This window comes from Bacillus sp. SM2101 (assembly GCF_018588585.1).
Lineage (GTDB): Bacteria > Bacillota > Bacilli > Bacillales > SM2101 > Nanhaiella > Nanhaiella sioensis.
The window spans coordinates 1-25,226 of sequence record NZ_JAEUFG010000027.1; the positions used below are offsets into that span (position 1 = coordinate 1).

At 35.3% G+C, this 25,226-nt stretch carries 24 protein-coding genes and 2 tRNA genes; all 26 read right to left on the bottom strand.

Going from position 1 to position 25,226, the window contains the following annotated elements; translation table 11 throughout:
• Positions 1–708: 708 nt before the first annotated feature.
• Positions 709–2,193, bottom strand: coding sequence for a lysine--tRNA ligase (gene lysS / locus JM172_RS19535; RefSeq protein ID WP_214484057.1), 1,485 nt, complete (start codon positions 2,191–2,193; stop codon positions 709–711).
• Positions 2,194–2,654: 461 nt separating this feature from the next.
• Positions 2,655–3,656, bottom strand: coding sequence for a tRNA dihydrouridine synthase DusB (gene dusB / locus JM172_RS19540; protein WP_214484058.1), 1,002 nt, complete (start codon positions 3,654–3,656; stop codon positions 2,655–2,657).
• Between the two features lie 43 nt (positions 3,657–3,699).
• Positions 3,700–3,912: a helix-turn-helix domain-containing protein gene (locus tag JM172_RS19545; protein ID WP_214484059.1), complete on the bottom strand. Its 213-nt coding sequence runs from the start codon at positions 3,910–3,912 to the stop codon at positions 3,700–3,702.
• Entirely contained in the window at positions 3,864–4,391 is a 528-nt protein-coding gene (gene folK, locus JM172_RS19550) for a 2-amino-4-hydroxy-6-hydroxymethyldihydropteridine diphosphokinase (RefSeq protein WP_214484060.1), read from the bottom strand. Before folK ends, JM172_RS19545 begins: the two co-directional genes overlap by 49 nt.
• Entirely contained in the window at positions 4,392–4,751 is a 360-nt protein-coding gene (folB, locus tag JM172_RS19555; RefSeq protein ID WP_214484109.1) for a dihydroneopterin aldolase, read from the bottom strand.
• On the bottom strand, positions 4,744–5,520 hold the full coding sequence (gene folP / locus JM172_RS19560) for a dihydropteroate synthase (RefSeq protein WP_214484110.1): 777 nt from the start codon (positions 5,518–5,520) through the stop codon (positions 4,744–4,746). Before folP ends, folB begins: the two co-directional genes overlap by 8 nt.
• Positions 5,521–5,594: 74 nt before the next feature.
• A complete protein-coding gene (gene pabC / locus JM172_RS19565) occupies positions 5,595–6,464 on the bottom strand; it encodes an aminodeoxychorismate lyase (RefSeq protein ID WP_214484061.1) in 870 nt (289 codons plus the stop codon).
• Between the two features lie 7 nt (positions 6,465–6,471).
• Positions 6,472–7,050 (bottom strand): aminodeoxychorismate/anthranilate synthase component II, encoded by a 579-nt coding sequence (pabA, locus tag JM172_RS19570; RefSeq protein ID WP_214484062.1) that lies wholly within the window; start codon positions 7,048–7,050, stop codon positions 6,472–6,474.
• A 78-nt stretch (positions 7,051–7,128) separates the two neighbouring features.
• Positions 7,129–8,544: an anthranilate synthase component I gene (gene trpE / locus JM172_RS19575; protein ID WP_214484063.1), complete on the bottom strand. Its 1,416-nt coding sequence runs from the start codon at positions 8,542–8,544 to the stop codon at positions 7,129–7,131.
• A 479-nt stretch (positions 8,545–9,023) separates the two neighbouring features.
• The gene (gene cysK, locus JM172_RS19580) at positions 9,024–9,947 is read right to left on the bottom strand and encodes a cysteine synthase A (RefSeq protein ID WP_214484064.1); all 924 of its coding nucleotides are present in this window, start codon (positions 9,945–9,947) and stop codon (positions 9,024–9,026) included.
• Between the two features lie 104 nt (positions 9,948–10,051).
• Entirely contained in the window at positions 10,052–10,978 is a 927-nt protein-coding gene (locus tag JM172_RS19585; protein WP_214484065.1) for a peptidyl-prolyl cis-trans isomerase, read from the bottom strand.
• Positions 10,979–11,380: 402 nt separating this feature from the next.
• Positions 11,381–12,259: an Hsp33 family molecular chaperone HslO gene (gene hslO, locus JM172_RS19590; RefSeq protein WP_214484066.1), complete on the bottom strand. Its 879-nt coding sequence runs from the start codon at positions 12,257–12,259 to the stop codon at positions 11,381–11,383.
• Between the two features lie 69 nt (positions 12,260–12,328).
• Complete coding sequence (locus JM172_RS19595) at positions 12,329–13,108, bottom strand: type III pantothenate kinase (protein ID WP_214484111.1); 780 nt, start codon at positions 13,106–13,108, stop codon at positions 12,329–12,331.
• 407 nt (positions 13,109–13,515) lie between these two features.
• A complete protein-coding gene (gene ftsH, locus JM172_RS19600; RefSeq protein ID WP_214484067.1) occupies positions 13,516–15,447 on the bottom strand; it encodes an ATP-dependent zinc metalloprotease FtsH in 1,932 nt (643 codons plus the stop codon).
• A gap of 105 nt (positions 15,448–15,552) precedes the next feature.
• The gene (gene hpt / locus JM172_RS19605; RefSeq protein WP_214484068.1) at positions 15,553–16,095 is read right to left on the bottom strand and encodes a hypoxanthine phosphoribosyltransferase; all 543 of its coding nucleotides are present in this window, start codon (positions 16,093–16,095) and stop codon (positions 15,553–15,555) included.
• A gap of 21 nt (positions 16,096–16,116) precedes the next feature.
• Positions 16,117–17,502 (bottom strand): tRNA lysidine(34) synthetase TilS, encoded by a 1,386-nt coding sequence (tilS, locus tag JM172_RS19610; protein WP_250886786.1) that lies wholly within the window; start codon positions 17,500–17,502, stop codon positions 16,117–16,119.
• 102 nt (positions 17,503–17,604) lie between these two features.
• On the bottom strand, positions 17,605–18,585 hold the full coding sequence (locus tag JM172_RS19615; RefSeq protein ID WP_214484069.1) for a protein kinase domain-containing protein: 981 nt from the start codon (positions 18,583–18,585) through the stop codon (positions 17,605–17,607).
• Positions 18,554–19,291, bottom strand: coding sequence for a vWA domain-containing protein (locus JM172_RS19620; protein ID WP_214484070.1), 738 nt, complete (start codon positions 19,289–19,291; stop codon positions 18,554–18,556). The genes JM172_RS19615 and JM172_RS19620 overlap by 32 nt, the downstream gene beginning before the upstream one ends.
• Positions 19,292–19,359: 68 nt before the next feature.
• Positions 19,360–21,834 (bottom strand): stage II sporulation protein E, encoded by a 2,475-nt coding sequence (gene spoIIE, locus JM172_RS19625; RefSeq protein WP_214484071.1) that lies wholly within the window; start codon positions 21,832–21,834, stop codon positions 19,360–19,362.
• 377 nt (positions 21,835–22,211) lie between these two features.
• A tRNA-Glu gene (locus tag JM172_RS19630) sits at positions 22,212–22,283 on the bottom strand.
• Positions 22,284–22,313: 30 nt separating this feature from the next.
• Positions 22,314–22,387 (bottom strand) — tRNA-Met (locus JM172_RS19635).
• Between the two features lie 563 nt (positions 22,388–22,950).
• Positions 22,951–23,355, bottom strand: a complete 405-nt coding sequence (locus JM172_RS19640; protein ID WP_214484072.1) for a S1 domain-containing RNA-binding protein — start codon at positions 23,353–23,355, stop codon at positions 22,951–22,953.
• 90 nt (positions 23,356–23,445) lie between these two features.
• On the bottom strand, positions 23,446–23,817 hold the full coding sequence (locus tag JM172_RS19645) for an FtsB family cell division protein (RefSeq protein WP_214484073.1): 372 nt from the start codon (positions 23,815–23,817) through the stop codon (positions 23,446–23,448).
• 2 nt (positions 23,818–23,819) lie between these two features.
• Positions 23,820–24,470, bottom strand: a complete 651-nt coding sequence (gene yabQ / locus JM172_RS19650) for a spore cortex biosynthesis protein YabQ (RefSeq protein WP_214484074.1) — start codon at positions 24,468–24,470, stop codon at positions 23,820–23,822.
• Complete coding sequence (gene yabP / locus JM172_RS19655) at positions 24,467–24,772, bottom strand: sporulation protein YabP (protein ID WP_214484075.1); 306 nt, start codon at positions 24,770–24,772, stop codon at positions 24,467–24,469. Before yabP ends, yabQ begins: the two co-directional genes overlap by 4 nt.
• A 151-nt stretch (positions 24,773–24,923) precedes the next feature.
• Positions 24,924–25,190 carry an RNA-binding S4 domain-containing protein gene (locus tag JM172_RS19660; RefSeq protein WP_214484113.1) on the bottom strand — a complete coding sequence of 89 codons (267 nt, stop codon included), beginning with the start codon at positions 25,188–25,190 and terminating at the stop codon, positions 24,924–24,926.
• Positions 25,191–25,226: the final 36 nt, after the last annotated feature.

Consider the following 25,226-nt stretch of genomic DNA (forward strand, 5'->3'; position numbering starts at 1 on the left):
TTAGGCACGCCGCCAGCGTTCGTCCTGAGCCAGGATCAAACTCTCCAATAAAGTTTGATTGCTCATTTGTTCAAAAAATTAACGTTGACGCTTTTGCTTTGTTTAGTTTTCAAAGAACATTGTAGCTGCGTTTTTCTTGGAGCAGCTTTATTATAATAACATCGAATCTTGTCTAAGTCAACATCTTTTTTCGTCGACTTTCATCAATAATTGTCGTTGTTTCTTAGCGACGAATATTAATATATCATCTATTTTGATAACAATCAATAGTTTTTTTAATAAAATTTTAAAGAAACTTAATTAATGTTAAACCTTCATCTAAAACATTTTTAAGATCCCGTTTATAAACGCTGTTACTATTTTTACTAAACTAGAATATAAAGCTGTTGTTTTGCACAACAGTCATCTTTTAATATATAGCTCGTTACGTAAACTTCGTTACTATTTTTACTAAAAACATACAGAATGATGAGCTTTAAAAAGAGCTTAATAGTTGTAAAAGTTGACAAGATATTACGAACGCTAGATTTATAAGTCCATATATCTTAGAAGAAAATCAACAATCAATGCGAAAACAGTCATTATAGAAGAAAAGATGAATGCTAAAAAATCTAGTTATATACATATCTTGATCTTTATAGGAAAAACAACATTATGAAAAAACCCCCTAAACGACAAGTTTAGGGGGAATTAACTATTTATAATTAACTATTTATTTCTCATTTGCGGGAATAATAGTACATCTCTAATGGATGGAGCATTCGTTAACAACATGACTAATCTGTCAATCCCAATACCTAATCCCCCTGTTGGTGGCATTCCATACTCCAACGCCTCCACAAAGTCCTCATCCATCATATGCGCTTCATCATTACCTTGCTCACGTTCTTTTATTTGTGCTTCAAAACGTTGCCTTTGATCAATAGGATCATTCAGTTCGGTAAATGCGTTGGCATGTTCACGACCAACGATAAACAGCTCAAAACGATCAGTAAAACGCGGATCTTGTGCGTTTTTCTTAGCTAGAGGAGAAATTTCTACTGGATGACCATAAATAAATGTCGGTTGTATAAGTTTATCCTCTATTTTTTGTTCGAAGAATTCATTTACAATATGTCCATATAACATATTATCATTTATTTCAACACCATGCTCTTTCGCATGAGCACGTGCTTCTTCAACACTCATTTCTTTCCAAAAGTCTACGCCAACATATTCTTTTATTGCGTCAACCATGTGTAGCCTTTTCCATTTTGGCTTTAATTCTACTTCATCATCACCATACATAACAGTTGTAGATCCGAGTACTTCCTCTGCAATATGAGCAATCATATTTTCAGTTAATGACATAATGTCTTCAAAATCTGCATACGCCTCATAAAGTTCGAGCATTGTGAATTCTGGATTATGACGAGTAGATACACCCTCATTACGAAATACACGACCGATTTCATAAACTTTTTCTAAGCCACCAACAATTAGTCTCTTTAAATGTAATTCAATTGCAATTCTCATATATAAAGGGATATCTAGTGCATTATGGTGAGTAATAAAAGGTTTTGCCGAAGCTCCGCCTGCGATTGAGTGCATCATCGGAGTTTCTACCTCTAAATATCCATTGTTATCTAAATAACGTCTCATCGATTGAATAATTTGGCTTCTAGATATGAACGTTTGCTTACTCTTAGGGTTAGTAATTAAATCTAAATATCGCTGACGATATCTTTGCTCTATATCTTTTAAACCATGATATTTATCAGGTAATGGTCTAAGTGATTTTGTTAATAATTCAAATGAAGTTGCTTTAATAGAAAGCTCCCCAACTTTTGTTTTAAAAACAGTGCCAGAAATTCCAATGATATCTCCAATATCTGCGATTGTAAAAGTCTCATACGGTGCATCACCTATCGCATCTTTTCTAACGTATATTTGGATCTGATCTGTCAAATCTTGAATATGCGCAAAACCAGCTTTACCCTTCCCTCGTTTTGTCATTATTCTACCAGCTATTTTAACGTGTACTTCATTTTGTTCTAACTCTTCCTTAGAGTAATGATCCAATGTGGAAATCAACTCTTTAGCGGAGTGAGTACGTTCAAAACGTTTTCCAAACGGATCAATCCCGTTTTCTTCTAGCTTATGTAATTTTTCACGTCTGACTACTAACTGATCATTCAATTCTTCTGTACTCATACCAATCAACTCCAATATTATTTTTCTAACAAAAAAAGAGATTTTATATACTTCTAGTTCAAAAGAAGCGTTACTTATTCAAGGGCTCTTCTTGTTAACTCAGTTGTTATCTTTACCAAAATAGAGTAGCAAGTAATGGGTTTAGGGATTTTTATAAATATTAAAGGCGGATAAGATATCCCGATAGTTGCATACGTGTTGCTATTTAAGAAAGAAAACAACAATCTATACGAAAACAGCCATTGTTAAAAAGAAAAACCCGACAGTGCCGAGTTAATCTGAAATTGAGTTAAGTCTAAAGAATTTAGTTTCTAAAAAGTGTTGGAACCCTTCCCCTGAAGTTGCTCGTGCCTTCTAGGTGAAAGGGTGATGCTTTCCTTCCTTTAGAAAAACTGCCAGCGATAGACTGGCAGTATATAAACGTCTTTTAGGGGTTATTATATTCCAGGCTATACTTGATGTCAAACAACTTTCGCTACACTTTGCTGTTTATTTTCCACATCATCAACGAACTTTGTTAGTAGATTTACTAAGTCTGCTCTATTATGACAATCATTTATAGCATTCCTTACTCTAGCATTGCCTTTGATCCCTTTTAAATACCATGCTGCATGCTTTCTCATTTCTTTCACCGCTATGTTCTCATTTTTTAGAGCAATTAGTCGGTCAAGGTGTAAAATACAAACATCTATCTTTTCTCGAATTCCAGGTTCTTCAATTAATTCACCCGTTTCAAGATATTTGACTGTACGGTATATCATCCAAGGGTTACCTAATGCAGCTCGTCCTATCATGACCCCATCACAACCTGTTTGCTCAAGCATCGCTTTTGCATCCTGCGGAGATTCAACATCACCATTTCCGATGATCGGTATATTAACTGCTTGTTTTACCTGTTTAATGATATCCCAGTTTGCCTTACCCTCATACATTTGCTCACGTGTTCTTCCATGTAACGATACAGCTTTTCCTCCAGCACGTTCAACTGCCATTGCATTCTCAATTGCAAATATATGTTCATCGTCCCAACCCATACGCATTTTTACAGTGACAGGTTTTTGTACAGCATCAACGACAGCAGCAACCATCTCATATATTTTAGCTGGATCAAGCAACCATTTTGCACCTGCATCACACTTTGTAATTTTGGGAACTGGACACCCCATATTAATATCAATAATATCTGCTGTTGTGTTTTGTTCTACAAATTTCGCGGCTTCTACAAGAGTCTCTTTTTCTCCACCAAATATTTGCAAGCTGAGCGGCTTCTCTCGTTCATCAATATAGAGCATACCTAACGTCTTTGCATTTTTATATAGAATGGCTTTATCGCTCACCATTTCTGCACAAACAAGCCCTGCACCAAATTCTTTTACAGTTAGCCTGAAGGCTGAGTTACATACACCAGCCATAGGCGCTAACACAACAGGGTTTTTCATTTGTAAATCACCAATCTTCAGCATATCTGTCCCTCCTTGTTATATACTTCTAATCTATATAATTGACTTATAGGTCACTAAAAGGCGATAACTCACCTATACTTACCTCAAGTTTATCCGAAATATCTTTCACTAACTCTTCGCTAGGTAATCGATTCCCTCTCTCTACCTCTCCTAACAAAGTTATTGAAACCCCAAGATCTTTTGCAAAACTTTGTTGGGTATAGCCCTTTAGCTTTCGAAACGCTCGAATACGTCTTCCCCAATTCTCCGTTTCCATACATGTACCCCTTCTCTATCAATTAATTTGTTGATATTAACCGACGATGAATCAACACCTTTTCCAAGGACAACATGTTGATCGATCTCTAACAATGGTACCATGACGAATGCTCTTTCAAGCATTCGTGGATGTGGAACAATAAGTTGCTCTGTTTCAATATTTTCTTGATTATATAACAAAATGTCAAGGTCAATTGTTCGAGGACCCCATCTAATTTCCCTTTTTCTTCCTAATTGTTCTTCTGTATGTTGACAAATCGTTAATAAATCAAGTGCTGAAAGGTCTGTATTAACTTTAATTACCATATTCAAAAATTGATCTTGATCCGTGTAACCAACAGGGTTTGTCTCATAAATTGATGAAGTTTTCGTTATAGTAATTTGAGGATGCAATTGTAAACTTTTAATAGCCTTAAACATATATAATTGTCTATCACCTTGATTAGAACCTAGTGCAATATAAGCTTCTCGTGTCATTTAGCGACTCCTTGTTATGAATACTGCTACATCTTTATAATAACCCGGAATTGGCGGGCCAGGCTTTGTTATTTTCACAGTACATTCTTCTATTTGGACGAATGTTGCTAATAAATCTGCAGTAATTCTATCGCCCACTGCTTCTATTAATTTATATGGTTTTCCCTCCACAATCCGTTGGCAAATTTCATATACTTCACCATAGTTAACTGTATTTTGTAACTGATCTGTTTGACCGGCACTTGATAAGTCGAGTTGAAGCTCAACATCTACCAAAAACCGCTGTCCTAATTTTGTTTCTTCAGTAAATACCCCATGATATCCATAAAACATCATTTCATTGACAACTATTTTATCTATTGTTCTTCACACCTTTCCCTATCAAAGCATCCATCATCATGGCGATTCTAGAAATTTGCATAACATCATGAACTCTTACGATGTGGCATCCTTTTTCTATACCAAGACAAACAGTTGCACCTGTACCTTCTACACGTTCAGCTGGTGGCAAATCCAAAATTTGTCCAATGAAAGACTTTCGAGATGTCCCTAATAACACAGGGTATCCAAGCTTGTTTAACTCATCTAAATGTCGTATGATTTCAAGATTCTGTTCAAAAGATTTTGCAAAACCAACACCAGGATCTAAAATAATGTTATCATCTTTCACTCCGGCAGACTTAACGATAGACACACTCTCTTTCAAATCATTAAGCACATCAACAAAAAAGTTTTGGTAATTACGGTTAGTCCGATTATGCATTAATACAATTGGAACTTGATAATGTGCAGCTACCTCGGCCATTTTTGGATCAGCCTTAGCACCCCAAACATCATTAATTATATGAGCACCAGCCTCAATTGCCTGCTTAGCTACTTCAGCCTTGTACGTATCTATAGATACCGCCACATTCACATTTGCAGCAACTTCTTTTACAACTGGAATAACTCTTGATAATTCTTCATCTAACAACACTTTATTTGCCCCAGGGCGTGTAGATTCTCCACCTATATCAATAATATCAGCACCTTCAGAAGTCATTCTCTCAGCATGCTTTACAGCTAATTCGATCGAATTAAATTTGCCCCCATCTGAAAATGAATCGGGTGTAGCATTGACTATACCCATAATATAGGTCTTCTTTGTAAAATCTAGATGATAAGGTCCACATGATAACTGTAAAGGTTGACCTTTCACTCGTTTCACTCCTTCCAAAAACTGTGTAGGTCAACCCTACTCCATAACGATTTTTTCGTTTCATTGTATTGCTTCTTCAAAGTATTAAAAACCATGCCCTTATTTCCCTGAAAATATCTATGTTCTATTTTATATATCGGTATCAATTCTTGAATCGAATTTGTGACAAACACCTCATCAGCCATTAGCATTTCATCCGGTTTAAATAACCCATCATCAATATGCAAACCATTATGTTTTGCAAGAGTCATTACAAATTGTCTTGTAACTCCGTTCAAAATCCCTGTTTCCAGAGAAGGTGTGTAGATTTTATCGTTCTTTACCCAAAAAACGTTCGACACAATCCCCTCTGCAATAAATCCCTTTTGAGATAGAAATATCCCTTCCTTTGTCGCATCTACTCCTATCTCTCTCTTCCCAAAAACATTGTTTAAAAAATGATGGGACTTTAATCGACTTTTTCCTTCTGGTGTATTTCTCTTTGTTTTTAGAAAAACACCAGCTTTTTCAGCAACTGGTACTTGCAGTGGTTTTATATATATAATGACGGTAGGTTTTGTATAATGTTCAACCGACAAACCGATATCTCCTACTCCAGCTGAAACATTCAATCTAACGTAAGCATTTGAAAGGTTATTTTTGTTAAGTAAACGAGTAATGATTGAGAAAATCTCATCTCGATGCAGTTCTATATCTATCGCTAAACTGTTTAACCCTTCATTTAACCTTGAAAGATGGTCATCCAACAAAAAAGGGTGTCCATCATATACTGCAAGTGTCTCAAACAAACCTATTCCATACATATACCCGTGGTCAAATGGAGAGATCTTCGCATCTTCTTTTTTTATAATTTTGCCGTCTAAGTATATATACATAAACTGATTATTTTACTTCCCTATATTGCTCAATAAAATTTTTAAGTAGTCGTTTACCGAAAGCAGTCATAATAGACTCTGGATGAAATTGAACACCTTCAATAGGGAGGGTTTTATGTCTAATCGCCATAATCTCATCTTCTTCAGTCCAAGCTGTAATTTCAAAACAATCAGGTAAAGTCTCTCTTTTCACAATTAAAGAATGATATCTAGTTGCAGTTAAAGGATTTTCAATATCTGTAAAAATTGTTTTTTGATTATGAAAAATTTGAGATGTTTTTCCATGCATTAATTTATCAGCTCTTACAACATCGCCACCAAATGCCTGAGCAATCGATTGATGTCCTAAACACACTCCGAAAAGCGGAATTTTCCCAGCAAAATATTGAATAGTTTCCAGGCTTATACCTGCTTCATTAGGGCTACATGGCCCAGGGGAAATCATAATAAAGTTTGGGTTTAGCTCCTCAATTTCTTTTATCGTTATTTCATCGTTACGCTTTACGACCAACTCTTCTCCTAATTCACCTAAGTATTGTACTAGGTTATACGTAAAAGAATCATAATTATCGATCATTAAAATCATTATCGTCACCTCATCAATATTTTTTTAGAGCTTTTGCATCCCTTCTAGTGAGAAGTTAGCAAGCTTCAATGTTCAAATTTACTCTAATGAGTTTACTTTCTTAGCTTCACATAATTCAATAGCCTTCCACAGTGCTTTAGCTTTTTTTAATGACTCTTTATACTCATATTTTGGATTTGAATCAATTACAATACCTGCACCTGCTTGAATATGAGCAATGCCATCCTTTACAACCATTGTTCTAATAACTATGTTTAATTCAATATTATCTGAGAAACCTATCCAACCAATTGACCCTGTATACATTCCTCTACGTACAGGTTCTAACTCTTCTATAATTTCCATCGTCCTCACTTTAGGTGCCCCAGTTATCGTTCCACCAGGGAAAACAGCTCTAATTAAATCATGCGCATTCTTACTTTTATCTAACTTCCCTTTCACATTTGAGACGATGTGCATTACATGTGAATATTTCTCAATAACCATAAATTCATCAACTTCTACCGTTCCATATCGACAAACTCTCCCTAAGTCATTCCGCTCCAAGTCAACGAGCATAACATGTTCGGCCCGTTCCTTCTCATTTTGAATAAGCTCATTGGCAAGCTTAACATCTTCTTCATGAGTTGTTCCACGAGAACGGGTCCCTGCAATTGGACGAGTACTCACTTCTTCACCATCTTTTTTAATAAGAAGTTCTGGAGAACCACTAACAATTTGAACTTCGCCCATTTCCAAATATGCCATATAGGGAGATGGGTTTAACTCACGTAATTGTTCATAAATGTCAATAGGGTGCTTTGTAATTGATTTTGATTGCCGTACGGATAAATTTATCTGAAAGACATCACCTTGTGCAATATAATTCTTTACCTTCTCTACTGCTTCTTTAAATTCCTCTTCAGACATTGATACATTTTGATGTTGACTTTCTTGTGTAGGGTAAGCGAAATTTAGTTCATGACTTATCTCTACACTCCACATCCTCTCATAATGATCTAAACGTTTCTGTGTTTTTTCATCATCTCCGTTATCAATCGTCATTAGCCATAGTATATTCTCATTATGATCATAAACAAAAATGTCATCAAAAATAAAAAAACAAATATCAGGGGTAAGTAAATCATCAGCAGCCACTGTAGGTAGTTTTTCAATTTGCCGAACATAATCATAGCTTATATAGCCAATAGCACCACCCTGAAAATCTGGTAAGCTAGGTACATGTTCAGTTTTATATTTCCTCATCCATTCCTTAAGAACCACAAGTGGATCTCCTTCTATTGTAGAGCGTTGACCATGTTCTATAATTTCAACCTGATTATTTTTTCCTTTAATTGTTGCAAACGGCCTAAGACCAATTATGCTATATTGCCCCCCACGGCCACTTTCAAGTAGCATGTGATACGGTTCATCTTTTGATAAGTATTTATATCTTTTAAACCACTCATCTTCTTTGATAGGTAATTTCCTAGCTACAGGTCTTCTTTGTTGCATCGTGTCACACTCCTTACTCCAAACTAAAACTGATAAGCCTATTGTACAAGAATGTCACTAAGAGTTCACCTTCCAGCATCTAAAATTTCGAATGAATGTAAAAAAAGAGTTATGAAGACCATAATAGTTAATATATCTTCCCTGTTAATCTCTATAGCTAGAACCTTCCCTCTTAATAAAGGCTCTTCTCGTTAATTTCGTAATTCAACTAAGGACAACTGTCACAGATGGTACGAACGTTAAATTTATACGTTCTTATGTCTTAAAATGAAACACTCCTTAATCCGAAAACAACATAAATAAAAAAAGACTCTTTTCACAAACTTTGTTGCTAAAGAGTCTTATGAGAACTCAATAATTTTATATACTGGATATACGTGCTTAAAACTTACAACACAAAGCAACAATCAATGCAAAAACAATATAAAAAAACAGCTCCTTTAGGGGCTGTTTTTATAAAAGTTACTTCTTATGAAGTTCTATTCTTCAAATTGATAAAGTGGTGTACTCAAATATCTCTCACCATTACTTGGGATAATTGCTAACACTTTTTTTCCTTTGCCTAGCTGCTTCGCTACTTTTAATGCCGCACATATTGCTGCACCCGACGATATCCCACCTAGAATACCTTCCTCTTTAGCAGCACGACGTGCATATTCAAATGCTTCTTCAGTAGTAATCTTCAAAATATCGTCATACACATCCGTATTTAAAATATCTGGTACGAACCCTGCACCGATACCTTGAATTTTATGCGGTCCTGGATTACCTCCAGATAAAACAGGTGAATCTGATGGTTCAACAGCCACAATTTTTACATTTGGATATTTATCTTTTAATACTGAACCCGCTCCAGTAATTGTTCCGCCAGTTCCTATCCCTGAAACAAATGCATCTAATTGATCACCCATTTGTTCAACTATTTCTACTCCTGTAGTTAGCTTATGAACTTCAGGGTTCGCCTCATTTTTAAATTGCTGTGGCATAAAGTATCCGTGATCTTCACGTAATTCACCAGCCTTACGTATCGCTCCGCCCATCCCCTCACTACCAGGAGTTAACACGATTTCTGCACCGTAAGCTTTTAGTAAATTTCTTCTTTCTAAACTCATTGTTTCTGGCATTACTAAGATTGCTTTATAGCCTTTGGCTGCTGCAACCATCGCTAAACCAATTCCTGTATTACCACTTGTTGGTTCAACGATTGTATCACCTTGTTTTAGTAACCCTTCCTTTTCCGCTGCTTCAATCATTGCTAAAGCAATTCTATCCTTTACACTACTCCCAGGATTCATAAATTCTAACTTTAAATATACTTCAGCAGAATTGTCTTCGACAAGGCGGTTTAACTTTACAATTGGTGTTTGGCCAATTAACTCATTAACAGAATTAACAATTTTCATTTTATCACCTCTTAATTCCGAGTATTTTGATTTGTTTTGTATACAATAAATGTACTCGAAATTATAGAAATTGTCAATTATTTTCAAGTCTCATTTAAAAAGATTTATTTATCTGCATCTTTACCATAAAACCAGGATACTTCTGCCTCATCCCAAAATGTTTGTGCAGATATCGGGCCATCCATTTGTTCAAGTGCTATTTGCCTTCTTATTTGGTCCTTCATACTTTCAAAGGTGTAGTTAATTCCGTCTATTTTCTCATGTAAAAGAACGACTGCAAAACCACCTTCTACTTTTATCGGCTGACTCCATTCATGTTGTTTTAATTGTTCAGCAGTTTCAAAATACTCTTTAGGTACTAATTTACTATTAGATGAAAGGACACCTAGTTCCCCTCCAGAATTAGCGGTAAATGTATCAACAGATTTCTCCATGGCTAGCACATCAAAGCTCGACCCCTCTGTTAATTCATTATTGACTTGTTCTGCCTCTGCCCTTGTTTTTACAACGATATGTGATAGATGATACTTTGGTTCAATATGATATAATTCTTTGTTTTTTTCATAAAGGTCTCTTATTTCGTCTTCTTGAACGTTTGCATCTTTTGTTAGTAGTTGTTCGAGCAACATGCTGAAACGGATTTGTTCTCTCCATTTCTCGTCATCCCAATCATCATTAGCAAGTGAGGAATATTTTTTTATCATCTTTAACTCTCTCTCAACGGACTCCTCATCTGTTTGTATATTATATTTTTCAGCTAATAGTTCAATTACTTTTCTATCGATCATATTTTGTAAAGTTGCTTTTCCATATTCAGCTTCTAACTCATTAAGCCACTGTTGTCTATAGATATCTTCATTTCCTACAGATGCGATAACTTCTTCTGATCCTGTTTGTATAATCTTTTCATTGAAATTAACAGGCTTTGTAACATCAACTACATCTTGCTTGTCACCAATCAAAATGAAGATTGTAAAACAGTTTACAATTACAAGGCCAAAAACAAGTATCCATAACGCTTTTTTACTCAATGTTAACCCACTCCATTTTGCTAAAGGTTATTTTCGTATTCATTATGGTTTTTTTACAACAAGACAAGACATCCGTATAGCTAACTTTCGAGACATCTACCTTTTGTTTATCGTTCACGTATACAACAAATATTCTTAACATCTTATCATCTGTAAATGATGTTAGTCCCACAATAAAATATTTTACTATGCTATAACAAAGTTACCGTGAAGCTATTATTAAAAAGAATACGACAATTGTTTAAGCAGCTTTTGCAATGATTGTTGTTATTCATACTAATAAACACGGATTCATACAAGTCTTCATTGTACTGTCTTGATTCGTATTATTAACAACAACATTTCACGAAAAGAGCCATATTTAAAACCTACCAACCTTTATTTAGAAAGAGTCTTACTCAATTACATCGCTTCTTTTTTAAGAGCCTCAAGTTCTTCTTTTGAAAACAAATACTTTTGATTACAAAAATGGCATTGCGCTTCAGCTTGGCCTTCCTCCACAATGATTTCTTCTATTTCGTTAGGACCTAAACTAATAATTGCATTTGCAAACCTTTCTTTTGTACAGTTACATTTAAAAGTTACTGGTTGTTTGTCTAATATCTTCACATGTTCTTTATCTATTAGTTCATATATAATTTGCTCAGGGGATAACCCTTTTTCAATTAATTTAGATATAGGCTCTATTGTTTTTAACCTTTCTTCTATTGCAGCGATCGTATCCTCATCTGTGCCAGGCATGAGTTGTATAATAAACCCACCTGCAGCAAGAATAGAATTATCAGGGTTAACTAGAACACCTACTCCAACAGATGATGGGGTTTGCTCAGATGTTACAAAATAATATGTAAAGTCTTCACCTAACTCTCCAGAAACAATCGGAACTGAACCAGTAAAATTCTCACGCAACCCTATATCTTTCACCACTGTTAAAAAACCATTTGTCCCTACGGCTCTTGCCACATCTAGCTTGCCATGTTCATTTAGATCGAAGTGTGTTTGTGGATTGGATACATACCCTCTCACTTCTCCATATGCATTGCTATCCACGATAATTGCTCCAATTGGCCCACCAGCATCTACTTTAATGGTAATTTTTTCGTCACCTTTTAACATCGCACTCATCATTACGCCCGCAGTCATTGTTCTTCCTAATGCGGCTGAGGCTGTCGGCCATGTATATTGACGACGTTGGGCTTCTCCGACAGTTTCTGTTGTCTTGACTGAATATATTCTGACTTGCCCATCATAAGCTAAGGCTTTTACTAGATAATCTGACATGGTTGTTAATACCCCTTTCACATGATGCAACTATATAATAATTGATTCATTAAGTATGATAAAACATAATTAGTTTTTATAAGAATCTTGATTCTTTTGATAAATCAGTTGTAAACCTTTTAACGTTAAGAACGGATCGACAATATCTATAACAGTTGACTCATCAGCAATTAATGATGCAAGTCCACCTGTAGCGATAACCGTTGGTAAAACATTTGCTTGAGCTTTTATTTTCTTTACAATTCCTTCTACTTGACCAACATACCCGTACAATATTCCAGATTGCATTGCAGATACCGTGTTCTTCCCAATAACATGATCTGTATGCGCAATTTCTATTCTAGGTAACTTAGCTGCTTTGGAATATAGCGCCTCCGTTGAAATTGCAATTCCAGGAGCTATAGCCCCACCCATATATTGTTTCTGCTCATTAATGTAACAATAAGTTGTTGCAGTACCAAAATCGACAATGATAAGTGGACTACCATATAAATGCATTCCCGCTACTGCATTTACGATTCGATCTGCCCCTACTTCTCTAGGGTTATCTATTTTTATATTTAAACCTGTTTTTATTCCTGGGCCAACGATTAGCGGATTTATATTAAAATACTTGTGACACATTCTTTCCAATGCAAACATAATTGGTGGAACGACAGAAGAAATAATGATGCCGTCAATGTTTGAAAAATCTAAATCTACGTGCTTAAATAACGCTTTGATAATCATGCCATATTCATCTTCAGTTTTATTTCTACTCGTTTCAATCCGCCAATGATATTTAAGCTCATTTTGTTCATAAACACCTAAAACGGTATTAGTATTCCCGACATCTAAGACAAAAATCATTTCATCACCACTTTTATCAAAATAACTGTTATTCCAAACTATCACTACATAAAAATAACAACATATTCCTCATCATACCACAAATGGTTACAAAAGCGCATGGTGTCAGCTTATGCTAGTATACGAATCGGATTTGTCCAACAACAGAAGAGCCAAAGCATATTCAAAAAGGCTGTTTTCCAATGATTGTTGCTTTTCATTATAAGATAAAACACGGACACAACAATAGTTTCGTGGCATTTTTCCTTCTATAATATGAAGATGATTATACAAGACTTCTTTTTACTGTCGTAATTTTGTATAAATGCAACAAATTATACGAAAAGAGCCTTCAAAAAAGATGCCTCGAAAAACCGAGACATCTTCTTAACCCTTCATCTTTACTAATTATCGATCAAAAAGCTAAATTAATCTTGTTGATCTTGATCATCAGATGGAGTTTCTTCTTTTTTAGAGCTAATGTTTACTTTCACGTCATCAGAACTGCTCTCTTCAATACGATCAGGTAATCTTCCATTGTCTATTAAATACTTGATTTGTTCAGCATCAAGTGTTTCAACATCAAGTAAGGTTTTTGCTACTAGTTCGAGCTTATCACGGTTTTCTGTCAAAATGTCTTTAGCTTTCTTATAACATTCTTTAATAAACCTTTGTATCTCCATATCAATGTCATGTGCAATGGCATCACTATAGTTTTGCTCGTTATGAAGATCGCGACCTAAGAACACTTGACCTCCTTGAGCCTGACCAAATTGTAATGGTCCAAGCTTATCACTCATACCATATTCTGTTACCATTTTTCTTGCAATACCAGTTGCTCGTTGGAAGTCGTTATGAGCACCCGTACTCACTTCACCGAAAATAATTTCCTCAGCAACACGTCCACCCAATAAGCCAGTAATTTTATCTAGCAACTCAGGCTTAGTCATAAAGTAGCGATCTTCTTTTGGTAGCATTACTGCATAACCACCGGCTTGACCTCTAGGAACAATCGTCACTTTATGTACGACATCTGCTTCATCCAGTACAACACCGATAATTGTATGTCCAGCTTCATGGTAAGCAACAATTTTCCGTTCCTTTTCAGAGATGACACGGCTCTTTTTAGCCGGTCCAGCAATTACACGGTCTGTAGCCTCATCCATATCGAGCATATCAATTTTCTTTTTATCGCGTCTTGCCGCTACTAAAGCAGCTTCATTTAATAAGTTCTCTAAATCAGCACCTGAAAAACCAGGAGTACGCATAGCGATTGCTTTTAAATCAATAGAATCTGCTAGCGGTTTATTGCGTGCGTGTACTTTTAACACTGCTTCTCTTCCATTAACATCTGGTCGATCGACAGTAATCTGACGGTCAAAGCGACCAGGGCGAAGTAATGCAGGATCCAAAATATCTGGGCGGTTTGTTGCTGCTATAATAATAATTCCTTCATTCGCACCAAAGCCATCCATCTCAACTAGCAATTGGTTTAATGTTTGTTCACGCTCGTCATGACCTCCACCAAGGCCTGCACCACGTTGACGTCCTACGGCATCGATCTCATCAATGAAAATGATACACGGAGCATTTTTCTTCGCATTTTCAAATAAGTCACGAACACGAGATGCACCGACACCAACAAACATTTCCACGAAATCTGAACCACTTATGGAGAAGAAAGGTACGCCAGCTTCTCCGGCAACAGCCCTAGCCAATAATGTTTTACCTGTACCTGGAGGGCCGACTAGTAAAACACCTTTTGGGATGCGAGCGCCTAGTTCTGCAAATTTTCTAGGGTCCTTCAAAAACTCAACAACTTCAACTAACTCTTGTTTCTCTTCATCAGCACCAGCCACATCTTTGAATTTTGCTTTTTTCTTTTCTTCATTATAAAGTTTAGCTTTACTTTTACCAAAGTTCATCACACGGCTTCCACCGCCTTGAGCTTGGTTCAGCAAGAAGAAAAATAAAATAATGATGATCACAAATGGAATGATTGAAGTGAAAAACGTAACCCATCCACTTGTTTCTTTTGCTGGAACAAAATCGACTACACTATTTTCTGCTGCAATTGTATCAATTCGTTGTAACATTGCCTCTGAAAAAGGTGTTGGTGTGTATGTAATAAAATACTGCTCTTCACTCTCATAAGATCTTAATTGACCTTTAATCTCATATACCCCTCGTGCAGGTTGTATTGCAAGAGATTTAACATTATTGTCCTCTAAATTAGCTATGAATACATCATATGACATTTCCTCAGTTGTTTGATTAGTATTATTGAAAACACCAACTATACCAATAACAACAAGAAAAATTAATAAATAAAATATAGTATTACGAAAAATCCGATTCATTCCTTACCTCCTCCCACGGTAAAAAAACTATACTCAATAGTATCATAGAAAAACATACCAATACAATTAATTTACTGTTATTATTTTGCTTTTTAAAAATATTATTTATGATTCCGTGTATACTTCAGGTTTAAGGACCCCTATGTATGGCAAATTTCGATATTTCTCAAGGTAATCTAAGCCATAACCTACAACAAATTCATCAGGTACAATAAAGCCTACATAATCTGCTTCTACATCAGACTTGCGTCCAGAAGGTTTATCTAATAGCGTAACAATTTTAATTGATTTTGCCTTGCGATAACGAAATAATTCCACTAGATAGCTTAAAGTTAAGCCACTATCGATAATGTCTTCGATAATTAAGATATCTCGTCCTTCTACAGATGTGTCTAAATCCTTTAATATTTTTACCTCTCCAGATGATACTCTTGATGTACCATAGCTAGAAACATCCATAAAGTCCATTTCAAGGTATGTGTCAACTCTTTTTAATAAGTCAGCCATAAAAGGCATTGCACCTTTTAACACGCCGATAGCTAGTGGGAATTTCTCTTGATAATCTTTTGTTAGAACTTCACCTAATTCATTTACTTTTTCTTGAATTTCTTTTTCTGTAACTAATACTTTTTGAATATCATGATTCATGACTACTTTCCTCCTAGAAGATCAGTGCTTCTTAAACTGTAATAAAATATATTGTTTATTTCCATTAAATTCAGTCTCAAAAGAAGACTTTTTTAAGCCGGGTAACCAAATGATTCTTCCATATCTGTCCTCAACAACAGGCCACTCATCCCTTTCATATAAAGGAATTTTTTGATCAATAAAAATATCTTTAATCTTTTTTGTCCCGTCAGTTCCTTTTAATGTCATCTTATCGCCAGGTTTCCTCGTACGAATAACTAGCGGTAACTCGACACTGTTTATGTCAATGACAATTGAATGGTTCCCATTTAATCCATTCGGTAATTGCTCAATGATTTCACTAAGTATTAGGTCACCATTAGGCAATTCAATTTGACTAGGAACCTCATGAACGTAATTATATGCTTTTATTGCTCTTTCATCATATGTAAAGATAAAATCATCATAGGATTTAACAACTTTTAAACCCATTGGATAATGTAATGTTCCTGATGGATGATCATTATTCAGGGCTGTTAGAAAGTCGTTAATATGTATTGAGGAAAGAGAAGGTGGAACCTCCTGATAAAGATATTTTAATATTAGTTGAATCCCTCTCCTTTGTAAAGGAATAGGTAACTTAAGATAAGACTCTCTACTAATAATAATAGTATTGTCTTTCTTCTTCACTACTTTATTCAATTCATTTTCTGTTAATTCCTTTAAATAATTTTGATCCTCTATCACCATCTCACTAAATTGTTGAACTCTTTCATGTACTCGTTCATTTTCTCGTTTTAAATAAGGTAGTACATGATGTCGAATCCGATTACGGGTGTAATCATCCTTATCGTTACTTGGATCTCGACGGGGCTCTAACCCAATGCTTTGACAATAATGCTCAATTTCTTCCCTACTTAAGCTTAATAGGGGGCGTATAATATGACCAATACTAAACGGCCTCTTTACTGGAATACCTGCATAGCCTATCCCTGTACTTCCTCTTACTAGCTTCATTAAAACTGTCTCAACTTGATCATCTCCATGATGACCAAGAGCTAAATATTGAGCTTCATATTTTTTCATCATTGATGAAAAAAAACGATACCTGCATTCTCTCGCAGCTACTTGGGTACTTATTTTCTTTTTTTGTTTATAATCACTCACATTTATTTGTTTTGCTTCACAAATAATTCCTAGTGAGCTACAATGTTGTTCAACAAAACGCATCTCATTCTCGGACTGATTACCACGAAACATATGATCAACATGAGCTACAACTAACCTTAAACCGAGGTTCCTTTTCATTCCAATAAGCAAGTGAAGAAGCGCCAAGGAATCAGGTCCTCCTGATACACCTACAATGATCGTTGAATTTTGTGTAATTAACTCATGACGTTTAATAAAATCATTTAGCTTATTTATCATCCTCAATTCAACCCTCTACTACTCTTCGTTCTACAGAATCTTGTCCCCTTATCGTACATGATTATATAAGTTTCTGCAAAAAAGATGTCTAGCAACTCATATTCATAATAACTGACTATATATGTATAGCCAATAGACAACAATTATTACTAGAAATAATAATGTAAATTCTAAAAAGCTCTTTTTCTTACTCCTTTTTCCGCCTTTCCTTCTATTACTTATAGAGCTACTCTTAGTTGATTGATTGGTCGTGGTTTGCTTATTGGAAACATATTGCTGATTCATTACAAGTAATAGGTCCTTCCTCATATTAGACGCACTACTATATTTCCCTTCTATTGCATTTTCTAAAACAGTTGAATACTTCCTTAATAATACATTTGATGTTATAGCATTCTTAAGTTGATCCCCTCCATTCCTACTTCTAGAAAATCTATTTGGATAGGCTATATTTATGATGATCATCGCTACTGCAAACAAATCATACGATGGTTCAGCTTTTCTAGAACCCTTTCCCCAATAACCACGGTCAAAAAACTCAGTAAATTCTTTTATGGATCTCCCTATTAGTGTCGTCCCCCCCACATCTAGTAACCTTATTTTCGGAGGAGGAGCTGTCACTAACAGGTTATCTGGCTTTAGATCGCCAAAGACCCATCCTTCACGATGAAGTATGTCAAGTTCAGCTAACAATTGTAAACATAATATGCCAATCCATTCATTACCACGCCTCTTAATAAATTGTAATAATGCCTCTCCTTTTATATATTCCATTACATAAAAAGCTGTAGGAGAGTCAAAGCCACGACGCTCCCAATCGTCAACATCTAGCAAAGAAGGTCCCAAGTATGACCTCTGGACCTTCAAAAAATGTTTAAGCACATTAACTTCTGATGATATTGACATGCTACTATCACTAATCTTAACTGCGACTAAACCGGTAGGACTTTCTGATAAATAAACTGATCCCATAGCACCTTTACCAAGTAAACTTTTAATCTTATATTTATTTTTATGCCACTTACCGACAATGACCGTTCCAACTGGTACACTACATGCCTGTTTCTTCGAAAGGTTGTTCATCTCGAGAAATCAAGCTCCTTAACGATCGTTTCTTTTTAAAATAAGTCAATGCCTCTCTAATGGCAGGCCCTGTAGGTGTCATTCCTCCTGATGTTAACTTAGGAAATATTTTAGTTAATGAATCTAAATGTGGATTCCAATCCAGGACTTTCTCGACATCTTTCTTTTTGCCTGGAAATGATAACACTGAAAAGCGATTCGAGCCAATACGTGCATTTAAACTAATCGATAAATCCAACAATGCTTCTTTCACGGTTGGTAATTTATGCTTCATACTAGCGCTCGTATCTACAAGAATAAGAACTTCTAACTCAGCAGTTTCTCCTAGTTCATCCACCACCTCCATCACTTCTCCACGTTTTTCAGGTGATAAGTCTTCCATTGAAGTTCCGGAACCAAGTATGTGCTGTAATTCTTTGTTTACCACTCCTTGTAATGTTTGTGTCATTGCTTTTCTAGTTACCATTTGTACAGTATGTGACAATTGCCTAGTATAGACGACCTCGCTAACCCCACCTCCTGCCATTGAAATGCCTTCTATCTCCGCAAGTCCACGATTATCTATTTTATCCTCTTCCATTACGCCAATAACGTTAACTGTCACCCCTTGCTCTTTAGCAAGTGTTGCCATAGCCACAGGATCTTCTCCATGATTTGAGCACCCATCAGTAATAAGTAATATTTGTTTTAAAGTACCTTTATCCACCTTTTATTCCCTCCTCAAATGGTTATTACCATCTTCGACTGAATAAAAAGTTTTTATACTTCGTACCTTTACTGCGCTTTCTTTTCATACATATGAGCAGGTATTGCAGCCCATTTAGGAGTGTTATGATCAACCTTTGCTACTACGATCGTCATATCATCGTCAATGTTTCCTGAACGAGTACGGATCACTTCCTCCATAATTAAATCTGCGACATGTTGAGGATCTTTCGTTTGTAAATCTTTTATTTTTCGCTTCATCCAAATATCGTAATTTTCTACATGCTTTGGACCTTCAAAAATCCCGTCACTCATCATAATTAATAAATCTCCTGCTTTCAATTGCTCACTAACAACATCTACCTCAAAGTCTTGAATAATTCCCATAGGTAAGTTACTAGCACAAATACTAATAACTTTCTCTCCTCTTTTAATAAAGCTAGGTGATGACCCGATTTTTAAAAATTTTGCACTCGCATCTTGTAAATCAATCATGGCTAGGTCAAGGGTAGAAAATATCTCATCCGTTGTTCTTAAAGAAAGAACAGAGTTTACAGATTTAATCGCTACTTTTTCTTCTATCCCCGACTTTAGAATTTTTTGTAACAACTCCAGAGTCTCATTACTTTCAGAATGGGCTCTCTGGCCATTTCCCATTCCATCACTAATTGCAATTGCAAATTTCCCTGCTCCTAATTCAATCGTTGAGTAACTATCACCGGATATTAACCCTCCACCTTTCGCTGCATGAGCAACACCTGTATCAACTTTGTATGTCTTTGCTGATCCAAATGTTGCCTGGCAATAGCCATTAGGATAAGCTGCACATTCCTCCTTTGTAACAATGATCGTCTCCTTTAAAATATCAGAAAGCATAGGTGCAATTAACTTTTCGCTCTCCCCTCGCCCATTACAAAATGGAATGCTCATTTCTATGTCGATGTTCCCTTGTTCTAAACAATAAATTTCGACATGACCTATCTCAACCCCGAAACCTTGCACAGCATCTAGTATTTGCTCCTCCTGCACATGATGGTTATCTCTTTCACGTTTAATCTCGTTAGCAAAGTCCCCCATCACTTGGGATACACCTAACAACTGTTCAGCAACCAGCTTCCTACTTTCTCGAATTTGTTCTTTTAACTTCTGATTGGCGTAATATAATGTCAACTCATCCTTAATTACATTTATCACCTTATCTGGTTTTATACAATGCTTATTCCACTCACGTTGTAAATGATAATTCTCTTCCAATGTGGATTGCTCATATTCATGCATAATATTCTTCAAATAATCATATGTTTTATTAAGATTGTTCGTCCAACATTGATCTTTTTTATAGCACAATTGGCATGTCCTCAAAGTGACATTACTTAAAACATAATCAACTTCAACTTCCTCATCCATATGATTAGCTGATTGATTGTAATTTTCGAAACTACTAGATAAAGCTTGAAAAACTGATGAAAATTGGGATACACGACTTGCAGTGACATCTCTTACTTTTTGTAAATACTGTTGTTGCTCAGACATATTTTCGATTGTTCCTGGTATATATTTTGCGATTTGCGAAATGAGTGATTGAGGAGTTAATAGAAATATAAAAATGGCTAATAAAGATTCAATAACACTTATTTGAAGCTGATTAGCATCATTATACATTCCTAATAAAAGAGTACCAATGAGAAGTCCAACTGATACGCCTATTTTCCGGCCATCTTTTAGTAAACCTCCAAGTAATCCAGAAAATGCAAGCAAGCTCATCTGAAATAGACTTCCGATGTTTGCAAGGCTTAATATTAACCCGGTAACCACACCAGCTGTCGTTCCAATCGTGGCACCTGCAGCACATGCAAGTAGAAGAACAAAATACCTTGAAGCAATATATTCAATTGATAAGTCATATATAGACCAACCAATCAAACCTGTCATGATAGAAGCCAATAATATAATTAAGGAAATAATTTCTTCCGTTTTTAAAGTTTGTTTTCGTTTTCGAAAAGCAACTAACGTAACACTTTGTAGAAATATTAACGTTAGTATAAAACCTAGACCTGACTCAACACCAACCAACATCAAATTATACAGATCAATTTCGTTGTTTATAAAATACAAGATTGAGAGCTTGGACATACATAAGGATAAGAACACGAGGAATGGAACTACTTTTAGTGTATCTTTACTAAACCTTCTCGTTATGTTATTTAAAAATAGAAATAATACTATTGATGAAAGAATGAATATGGAAGTTTGAAAAGATAAACTAATTCCACCTACAAGTAATGCTAGCAGGGCTAACCAGATTCTATTTTTTTGAATGACATATACGGCAGCAAAAAATGGTAATGCGAATGGTGTAACTTCAGCTAATATTAATGCTCGTCCAAGTAAAAAGCCTATAAAAACAATAAGAACTCCTCTGTTTATTATTATTTTTAATAGTTTTTGCTTGTTCTTTTGAATCCAGCTGTCAAACGATAGCTTTGTACTTTTGAAATTCACGTTCGTAATAGGTTCAATGACATTCCGTTCAGTCTTTTCCATACTTATTCACTCCCCAACTTTTTTATAGTTGGTTGTTATTATACTTCTAAGCCAGAATATTTTTTGTCAAAACAACATGGAGATATAAAAAAGTGTTCGACTCAATTCTTAATAAGATACAATAAGCATACATAATCTGAAGAATTTAATCCTATTTTTCAAAAACCAGCAACAATAATATCGAATATTCAGATAATTTATCCCATCGTTATCTCTACAACGTTAAATTGGATTTGTTTTTTTATTGAACACAATTCAACTAAAGCTGTTCACACCCTGCTCTTTGAAACAATGCCAATCACATAAACTTCATGCGACAAAGTTGACGCAAATAAGCTAATAAAAAAAGCCAGTTCATCAAGAACTGACTTTTACGATGACCCGTACGGGATTCGAACCCGTGTTACCGCCGTGAAAGGGCGGTGTCTTAACCACTTGACCAACGGGCCAAAAAAAATGATAAAATGACATTTTATAAATAGCGGCGGAGGGGATCGAACCCCCGACCTCACGGGTATGAACCGTACGCTCTAGCCAGCTGAGCTACACCGCCATAATACGACAAAGAATATGATACTAAGGAATAACAATTTAGTCAATACCTTAATTACATTAAAAACTCATTTCATATCATTTATTAAGAAATTACGAATGACGTCAACTAGAAGTTAAAGAGCCAAATATAATAACAATAGCAACAAAGTTTACTAAGAAATCTTAAGCTGTTTTCACATTTGTTGTTGCTTTTCGTTTTGTATAAATTTATTTGTTGTTGTCCTAAATTGGTCTCAATAGCAACAAAGTTTACGAAGAGAGCCTAACAAAAAAGCACCCGTGGGTGCTTGATGTACATGTTACCTGCCAGGCTATCTGTAAGAGGCTGCTCAAAAAGTAAGAAGAAATGACTGTCTAAACTTGAATAAGATACCACTTGCGATTGTTAGGGGGTTTCCCACTATTTTGCGGGACACATACGTATCGTATGTTTCTACGTTAACAATTCGAAACATAGTATCTTTATTAGTTATCAGTAAAATAGCTCTTCTAAAAATGCAAGGTATACTGCCTCATTCTTTATCCTTTTTGAATACGCACTATAAAATGATCAGCAGCAAGTTATCCTCTTCGTGCTCCTCGTCCACCTCGTTTTGACTCTGTGTTCCGTTTTAAAGATGATAATCGGTCTTCACTTTCTTTTAGGAAACGGGCCATCTTCTGCTCAAAATTCTCTTTTGGACGGAAATCCCTTGGAGGGCGATTACTGCCTTTACGAGGAGGTCGCGGTGACTCCTTTGCTTTTTTAATTGATAAGCCAATTTTACCATCTTTCTCAACATTTATTACCTTCACTTCAACTTCGTCGCCAACCTTTAGATGTTCATTAATATCTTTCACATAATTGTCAGCAACTTCGCTTATGTGTACTAAACCTGTTGAGCCTTCTGGCAGCTCCACGAACGCACCAAAATTTGTAATACCTGTTACTTTTCCTTGTAACTTGCTGCCTACTTCAATCGACATAAAAAAAGTGTTCCTCCTTAAAAAATAAAAAAATCATTTTTTTTTATTATACATAATTTAAAAATTGAGTGTCAACAAGACTAACCAACTTCACTCAGATGTATTAAATAAAACTTCGCCTTCTTGTGATAGAAAAAAATCTCTCCGAGCAATTTTTCCTATATACTCATCATCGTTAAGCTTAACAATTTCACCTTCTAAATACAATTGCTCTTTTTTCAAATCAGCTAACTCATATTCCAGTTTTTGTTTTTCAACGTTCTTTTCTTCAATTATTTTCGATTGAGAGATGAGTGTAGAACTAATAAAAAAGGCAGCAACTACAGCTAGACATGACAAAGCCGCTAACCGTCTCATTAAACCGCGACGCTTATTAGTTAATACCTGTTGATTATTCTCATGCTGACTAGAGTATGACGTTTGCAGCTCTATAACTTTCTTCTGCTTTCGTAACGCACTCATCTCTAAAACTTCCTCCTTAAAAAACTTAGGATTGATTTCCACCATTTTATTATGATATGTTGTACATTCTTTATTTTTTTAAAATATCCTGCAAGTTTTTTTAAAAAAACTACACAAAACTTTCTCCAAGAGCTAGGGAGTAGTTGAAACACAAACTTTACTAGCTTTTTCACTGGGATAAACAATACTTGTACAAAATAAATAAGTACTTTTACCAAAAAACGAATAGTCGTATAGCATACGTTTAAAAGCCCTATAACCAGTATAGCAATAAAATGATACAATATTTGAATTGGCTTTATGATAATATAGTGAACGAGCTTTTTTACAATTTGATATGTCGAAATTATTAATTTAATTACAAATTCCAGCAATCTTAAAAATAACGATTGAAATAGACTACGATAGGCAGCATAACCACATAAAATAGCAATAAAGATATAAAACCTAAGTTCACCTTCATTAACGAGTAACAAAACATAAAATATAATAAAGCCTTGCATACACCAAAACATAATATCATTTATAAAAACTAACCATGTTGCTCGGTACGACCGCTGTAAGAAGCGTCCATAAGTATCGAGAGCTGCTCCTAAAAAGCTCCCAATACCAATCATAGACATCATTGTATAAAATTGAGTCGTTAAACTCATTTGAACAACTTGCTAAAAAAACCTTTAGCCTTCTCCCCATATTGTTCATCTAAATATACAATATCGAATATTTTCCCTTTAATCGAGACAATCCCTTTATCAACATCTAGGTTTTTCATTTGTAGATTTTGGCCACGAACAGCTAAAAATCCCATCACAGTTTCTAATAAAAATTCTTCATTATCGAAGCTTTCAACCTGTTTGACACCTGTTATGTCAAGAATTCTTCGTCCTCTCATTACTAAGTCGTGCTCTTTAATCGTTCCTTTTTGATTTGAGCTACCTTCATAATATTGATCCATGATCATCCCTCGCTTTTATGCTGAAGACATGCTTCATAGCAAACATTTATATCAATGTATGTTAGGGACAATCATTTTAGAACAAGCCTATAAAACTTACGCAACCAGTTGCTCAATGTATGTTCATTAAGTTGGTCAACGGTAAATTTTTTCAGCTTTGCTCCTCTTTTCTCTCTTCCTTTACAATCGAGTATAAGTCATTAGCTTCTTCTTTACGACTTGTCTCAACAAGTTTTTCTACCTTTACCGTTACAACTTTTTGACCAAATTGAATGGTTAGTTCATCCCCCACTTTAAGAGTTGAACTTGCTTTTGCTTGGATACCATTTATCGAAATTCTTCCTTTGTCAGCAACCTCTTTTGCTAGTGTTCTCCTTTTAATTAAGCGAGAAACTTTAAGAAATTTATCTAGTCTCATATTTTTCACTTCTTTCATATATCATAGATTTCGTAT

Bases quoted from the DNA above. Each gene is read 5' to 3' on its own strand.
- yabP (WP_214484075.1), bottom strand. From the start codon at position 24,772: ATGGATCAATATTATGAAGGTAGCTCAAATCAAAAAGGAACGATTAAA.
- pabC (WP_214484061.1), bottom strand. From the start codon at position 6,464: ATGTATATATACTTAGACGGCAAAATTATAAAAAAAGAAGATGCGAAG.
- JM172_RS19645 (WP_214484073.1), bottom strand. From the start codon at position 23,817: ATGAGTGCGTTACGAAAGCAGAAGAAAGTTATAGAGCTGCAAACGTCA.
- hslO (WP_214484066.1), bottom strand. From the start codon at position 12,259: ATGTCAGATTATCTAGTAAAAGCCTTAGCTTATGATGGGCAAGTCAGA.
- spoIIE (WP_214484071.1), bottom strand. From the start codon at position 21,834: ATGGAAAAGACTGAACGGAATGTCATTGAACCTATTACGAACGTGAAT.
- JM172_RS19595 (WP_214484111.1), bottom strand. From the start codon at position 13,108: ATGATTTTTGTCTTAGATGTCGGGAATACTAATACCGTTTTAGGTGTT.
- pabA (WP_214484062.1), bottom strand. From the start codon at position 7,050: ATGATTTTAATGATCGATAATTATGATTCTTTTACGTATAACCTAGTA.
- folK (WP_214484060.1), bottom strand. From the start codon at position 4,391: ATGACACGAGAAGCTTATATTGCACTAGGTTCTAATCAAGGTGATAGA.
- dusB (WP_214484058.1), bottom strand. From the start codon at position 3,656: ATGCTGAAGATTGGTGATTTACAAATGAAAAACCCTGTTGTGTTAGCG.
- hpt (WP_214484068.1), bottom strand. From the start codon at position 16,095: ATGAATCATGATATTCAAAAAGTATTAGTTACAGAAAAAGAAATTCAA.
- yabQ (WP_214484074.1), bottom strand. From the start codon at position 24,470: ATGAGTTTAACGACTCAATTTTATACAATGATGTCTATGATTGGTATT.
- tilS (WP_250886786.1), bottom strand. From the start codon at position 17,502: ATGATAAATAAGCTAAATGATTTTATTAAACGTCATGAGTTAATTACA.
- JM172_RS19640 (WP_214484072.1), bottom strand. From the start codon at position 23,355: ATGTCGATTGAAGTAGGCAGCAAGTTACAAGGAAAAGTAACAGGTATT.
- cysK (WP_214484064.1), bottom strand. From the start codon at position 9,947: ATGAAAATTGTTAATTCTGTTAATGAGTTAATTGGCCAAACACCAATT.
- folP (WP_214484110.1), bottom strand. From the start codon at position 5,520: ATGGGTATAGTCAATGCTACACCCGATTCATTTTCAGATGGGGGCAAA.
- JM172_RS19545 (WP_214484059.1), bottom strand. From the start codon at position 3,912: ATGGAAACGGAGAATTGGGGAAGACGTATTCGAGCGTTTCGAAAGCTA.
- lysS (WP_214484057.1), bottom strand. From the start codon at position 2,193: ATGAGTACAGAAGAATTGAATGATCAGTTAGTAGTCAGACGTGAAAAA.
- trpE (WP_214484063.1), bottom strand. From the start codon at position 8,544: ATGCAACAAAGAAGACCTGTAGCTAGGAAATTACCTATCAAAGAAGAT.
- ftsH (WP_214484067.1), bottom strand. From the start codon at position 15,447: ATGAATCGGATTTTTCGTAATACTATATTTTATTTATTAATTTTTCTT.
- JM172_RS19615 (WP_214484069.1), bottom strand. From the start codon at position 18,585: ATGAACAACCTTTCGAAGAAACAGGCATGTAGTGTACCAGTTGGAACG.
- JM172_RS19660 (WP_214484113.1), bottom strand. From the start codon at position 25,190: ATGAGACTAGATAAATTTCTTAAAGTTTCTCGCTTAATTAAAAGGAGA.